The organism is Chitinophaga sp., assembly GCF_036569125.1.
GTDB lineage: Bacteria > Bacteroidota > Bacteroidia > Chitinophagales > Chitinophagaceae > Chitinophaga.
Map to the genome: position 1 here is coordinate 1 of NZ_DATCRF010000543.1, position 4,970 is coordinate 4,970.

A 4,970-nucleotide genomic window follows, 5' to 3' on the forward strand; every position below is an offset into this window, starting at 1 on the left:
TAAGATCATTAAAGGAGAGATCCCCAGCTATAAGATAGCAGAGAATGACCACTTCTATGCTTTCCTGGATATTTTCCCGCTGGTACAAGGGCATACCCTTATTGTGCCCAAGCTAGAAGTAGACAAATTCTTTGATGTGCCGGATGAGCTGCTGGCAGAGTGGCTGGTATTTGCCCGCCCCATTGCTAAAGCCATGGAGCGCTCCTTTCCCTGTAACCGGGTAGGCGTTAGCGTAGTAGGGCTGGAGGTAGCGCATGCGCATATGCACCTGATCCCGATCAATTCGGCAGATGATATGAACTTTGCTCATCCCAAGCTAAAGTTGACAGAGGCGGAGTTTAAAGCAGTGCAGGAAAAGATCAGGGCAGAGATGTTGACACATTAGGCGTGTGGGGCACATTAAAACGGAAGCCTACACCATGCAGGGTTTCCAGCTTTATCTCAGGGTCTGATTTAAAATACTTCCTCAGTTTGGTAATAAACACGTCCATGCTGCGGCCCAGGAAGTAATCGTCCTTGCCCCATACATTAAATAAGATATCTTCCCGCTTCAGCGCTTTATTGGCATTATCACACAGGAAACGCAGCAGGTCGGCCTCTTTTTGGGTAAGGGTGAACGACTTGTCCTGCGTACTGTCATGCAGCCGAAGGTCGGCGTAATCAAAGGTGAGCTTGCCAATTACGTAATGGGAGGGCTTTGCCGCCTGGGTAGCCTGTACCATGTTCTTGGTCCTTTTCAGGAACACCTCTATACGCAAAACCAGCTCCTGCAGGTTTATGGGCTTGGTAATGTAATCATCCGCACCGGTTTTAAACCCGGCGATCTTATCTTCCATCATAGATTTGGAAGTAATGAACAGGATAGGGATCACATCATTCCGCTTCCGGATCTGCCTGGCCAGCTCAAAACCGTGGTCTTTTTCGGAAATGCCGCCTTTTTCAGGGCTTCCGCCTTTTTTAGGGATCATCACATCCAGCAGGCAGATATCGAAGGTCCGGTGCTGGAACTCTTCCCAGGCCATTAGCCCGTCTGTACAATGCCTTACTTCATAGCCCTGTTCCTCAAGTCTTCGTTTCGTGGCTGCACCAACATTCTGATCATCTTCCACAAATAGGATTCTTGCTTTCATAGTTGCAGTGATGCTGAATTAATATAAATGTCTCGTTTTCTACGAATAATCCGGTTTGAATGGTAATCATTGTAGCAATGGTGCTGTCCCCGGCCCAGTTATTCATGGAGTTATCAAGGAGATTTTTAGTCAAAATAAATACAATTTATGAACTTATAAAATAACCTTTTTAATGATGGATTGTATAACTTCCTCACTGTTACCAGTTTGCAGTGGGCAAAATGGGGCTGCCTCAGGGCTGGGGAAGCTATTTACTCACGATCCGGTGGGGGTGCTGTTGCAAAAATTGTTCCCATCCTTTTGCTTTAGGCAGGCCGGCCAGGGGGCTGCTTTCCTGGAAATGATGGCACACGGCAACTGCCAGGGCATCGGTTGCATCCAGGAAATCGGGCCGTTCAGAGAACGTAAGGATATGCTGTAACATTTGCCATACCTGTTCCTTGTCGGCATTCCCGTTACCGGTAATGGACTGCTTCACTTTTTTAGGAGAATATTCCGCTACGGTAAGTCCGGCCTGCATAGCGGTAGCAATGGCTACCCCCTGTGCGCGGCCCAGCTTTAACATACTTTGAACGTTCTTGCCAAAAAAGGGAGCTTCAATTGCACAACAATCAGGCTTGTGTAACAGTATAAGCTCATTAATACAGGAATGAATCAGTTGTAGCCTTTCATAGTGGTCTTTACGATTGGATAGTTTCAGCACATCCATTTTTATAAGACTGGCATTTTTGCCTTGAACCTGTATAAGGCCATACCCCATTACCAGCGTACCCGGGTCTATCCCCAGAATTATTTTTGACTTGTTTGCCAACCGCGGTTTATTTTTGCCAAAATCTTAATGTCTGAACAAAAGTACCAAAATAATTCTCAATTACCTGTTAGGCGCGGTCCTTTTTAGCTGGTTAGCCTATTCCATCTACTCCCAGGTAAAACATCAACCCGATCTGGCCCTTTCTTTAAATCACATGTGGTTCACCCTCCGGCAAAAGGGAGGGGTGGCGTTAACGTTAGTGTTTATACTAATGCTTTTTAACTGGGGGCTGGAAGCCCGCAAGTGGCAGCTGCTGGTACGCTCCCTGGAGGAGGTATCGTTCCTGCGGGCCTTTAGCGCGGTGCTGTCCGGTGTTTCCCTGTCTATCAACACCCCAAACCGTATAGGCGAATACGGTGGCCGTATGTTATATATGAGCAACCAGAACAAGCTGAAGTCTATTGCCGCCACCATGATCGGCGGCCTCAGTCAGCTCATTGTTACTATTATCTTTGGGTTAACAGGGCTCATCTACTATATCAATAACTTCCCGCTGATCAAGGCAAACGCCTATTTTTCCCCTAACTTCTGGGAAAAAATTTTGCTGGGGGTGCTCATGCTTATTGGAGCCTTGACCATTATATTATATTTTCGGTTACAGATTGTAATAGCGATCTTTGAAAAGATACCGGTACTAAGGAAGGCCAAAGTATTTATACAGATCATCACCCGCTATACCAGTGCGGATCTGCAATACCTGCTGCTGCTTTCTGCCTGCCGGTACGTGATCTTCTCGGCACAGTATTTGATTTTGCTGGATACCTTTGGTGTGGAAATGCTGTGGTGGCAAGGGTTTCTGCTGAATGCGGTGATCTACCTGGTAATGGCTTTAGTGCCCACGATTGCCGTAGTTGAGCTGGGGCTGAGAGGGAAGGTAAGCATCTATTTCCTGGGCTTGTTAAGCAATAATACCGCGGCCATCATCGCTGCTACTGTAGGCATTTGGCTGGTAAACCTGCTTTTGCCGGCTGTTCTGGGAAGTATCCTGTTATTGGGAGTAAAGATTTTTAAGGATAAATAGCATCCATCCATGAGGTATTTTATACTCATATTCTTACTTACAGGTCTGTTCCATAGTTATCCCGTTAAAGCCCAGAGTGAATTTTGTGGTATTACCAATGGCAGTTTTAAACCCGGAGAAAGTATAACCCTGAAAGTATATTACCGCCTGAGCGGCGTGTATGTAGGCGCCGGAGAGGCCACCTTTAACTGCCTGCTGGAAAAGCTGGGCGGTAAGGATGTATACCATGTTATAGGTGAAGGCAAAACCTACCGCGCTTACGACTGGTTCTTTAAAGTGCGCGACAGATATGAAAGTTATATTGATACCGCCAGCATGCGCCCCCTGAAGTTTGTACGGAATGTAAATGAAGGCGGCTATAAGATCTATAATAATGTAACCTTTGATCAAACCCAGCACATAGCCACCAGCACCAATGGCACCTTTAAAGTGCCGGAATGCGTGCAGGATGTGATCAGCGCCGTGTTCTATGCCCGCAACATTAACTTCGACAAGTACAAGGTGAATGATAAGATACCCTTCACTATGTTCCTGGACGACCAGGTGTACAATATCTATATCCGTTACCTGGGTAAGGAAGTAATAGATACCCGCTATGGCAAGTTCAGGGCCATCCGTTTTAAGCCCCTGCTGATCAAAGGCACCATGTTCGAGGGTGGAGAGCAGATGGATGTTTGGGTGAGCGATGATCCTAATAAAGTACCCCTGCGCATTCAAAGCGCCATTTCCGTAGGCAGCATTGTAGTGGACATGATCGATTATAAGAACCTGCGGTATCCCTTTACTTCGTTGGTAGGTAAACGTTAGTGTGTGCATGGCCGATGGTCCATAGTCCATGGCCTTTTTCGGCGGCGCCGGTTTTACATGGTATGCAGTTTGATGGTTATAGTTACTGCTATTTCCTACTTGCGCAATATTTATTATATGAACCATGCAATGGACTATGGACTGTGGTCCATGGACTATTTTAACAATTTAGCAAGACCTCTTGCTATATAAAATTCTATATTTGTTCAAACTAATAACCCATAAGTATTATGGAAGAGCGTAAACCAAACATATTGCTGGCAGAAGATGATACCAACCTGGGTATGGTACTCAAGAACTACCTGGAATTAAATGACTATGAAGTGGAATTGTGCCGGGACGGCATACTGGCCCTGGCAGCCTTTCGCCGGGAAAAATTCGACCTGTGCCTGCTGGATATTATGATGCCCAATATGGATGGCTTTAAGCTGGCGGAGGAGATCCGCGACGTAGACCCCGACATTCCCCTGTTCTTCCTTTCCGCCAAAACCATGAAAGAGGACATTATCCAGGGCTACAAGCTGGGCGCCGACGATTACATTGTAAAACCGTTTGACAGCGAGCTGCTGCTGCTGAAAATAAAGGCTATCCTGAAACGTAACCAGGAGCTGAGCAATAAGGAAGAAGAGCAGCATGAATTTACCATTGGCCGCTACGAGTTCAATGCCCGCCTGCGTACCCTGGTGCACGACGGTGAATCACATACCCTTTCCCCGAAAGAAAATGAGCTGCTGCGTATGCTGTGTGAGCATAAGAACGATCTGCTGCCGCGCGAGCTGGCGCTGAAAAAGATCTGGGGCAGCGACACTTATTTTAACGGCCGCAGTATGGATGTATACATTGCCAAGCTGCGCAAGTACCTGAAAGACGATCCGGATATTGAGATCGTGAACATTCACGGGAATGGCTTCAGGCTGGTGGTGAAGGATTAATTACGAATTGGGTACATCGATAGCGCCAACTTAAGCTTATTATTGATTATAAAATAAAGCCCTGCATGTTAATCATGCAGGGCTTTATTATGACCTATACTTATTGTTATCAGCTTTACGTACTACTCAATTCGTAATTCGTAATTAAACAATTCGTAATTAAAACAGCAGGCTTCCTCCACCTTTGTTCGGTATCTTACCCAAATGCGTGTAGGCTTTTTCCGTTACTTCGCGGCCGCGGGGTGTGCGTTTAATAAAGCCTTCCTGGA

General features: G+C 46.3%; 7 protein-coding genes. 4 read left to right on the forward strand and 3 right to left on the reverse strand.

Annotated elements, in window-relative coordinates; genetic code table 11:
* Positions 1 to 385 (forward strand): HIT family protein (locus VIM87_RS20380; protein WP_331998788.1); only part of this gene is annotated, 385 nt, incomplete at its 5' end.
* Here VIM87_RS20380 and VIM87_RS20385 read toward each other — a convergent pair.
* Positions 360 to 1,130, reverse strand: a complete 771-nt coding sequence (locus VIM87_RS20385; protein WP_331998789.1) for a response regulator transcription factor — start codon at positions 1,128 to 1,130, stop codon at positions 360 to 362. The two genes, VIM87_RS20380 and VIM87_RS20385, sit on opposite strands and share 26 nt — an antisense overlap.
* A 247-nt stretch (positions 1,131 to 1,377) precedes the next feature.
* Positions 1,378 to 1,941 (reverse strand): crossover junction endodeoxyribonuclease RuvC, encoded by a 564-nt coding sequence (gene ruvC / locus VIM87_RS20390; RefSeq protein WP_331998790.1) that lies wholly within the window; start codon positions 1,939 to 1,941, stop codon positions 1,378 to 1,380.
* Positions 1,942 to 2,095: 154 nt separating this feature from the next.
* Between ruvC and VIM87_RS20395 the strand changes: the two genes are divergently transcribed.
* From VIM87_RS20395 to VIM87_RS20405, 3 genes are all read left to right on the forward strand, one after another.
* Complete coding sequence (locus VIM87_RS20395) at positions 2,096 to 2,962, forward strand: lysylphosphatidylglycerol synthase domain-containing protein (protein ID WP_414649657.1); 867 nt, start codon at positions 2,096 to 2,098, stop codon at positions 2,960 to 2,962.
* A 9-nt stretch (positions 2,963 to 2,971) separates the two neighbouring features.
* On the forward strand, positions 2,972 to 3,769 hold the full coding sequence (locus VIM87_RS20400) for a DUF3108 domain-containing protein (RefSeq protein WP_331998791.1): 798 nt from the start codon (positions 2,972 to 2,974) through the stop codon (positions 3,767 to 3,769).
* A gap of 230 nt (positions 3,770 to 3,999) precedes the next feature.
* Positions 4,000 to 4,701: a response regulator transcription factor gene (locus VIM87_RS20405; RefSeq protein WP_331998792.1), complete on the forward strand. Its 702-nt coding sequence runs from the start codon at positions 4,000 to 4,002 to the stop codon at positions 4,699 to 4,701.
* A 159-nt stretch (positions 4,702 to 4,860) separates the two neighbouring features.
* On the opposite strand, the gene VIM87_RS20410 is transcribed toward VIM87_RS20405, so the two are convergent.
* The coding region (locus VIM87_RS20410; protein ID WP_331998794.1) for a Holliday junction DNA helicase RuvB C-terminal domain-containing protein at positions 4,861 to 4,970 on the reverse strand (110 nt) is incomplete at its 5' end.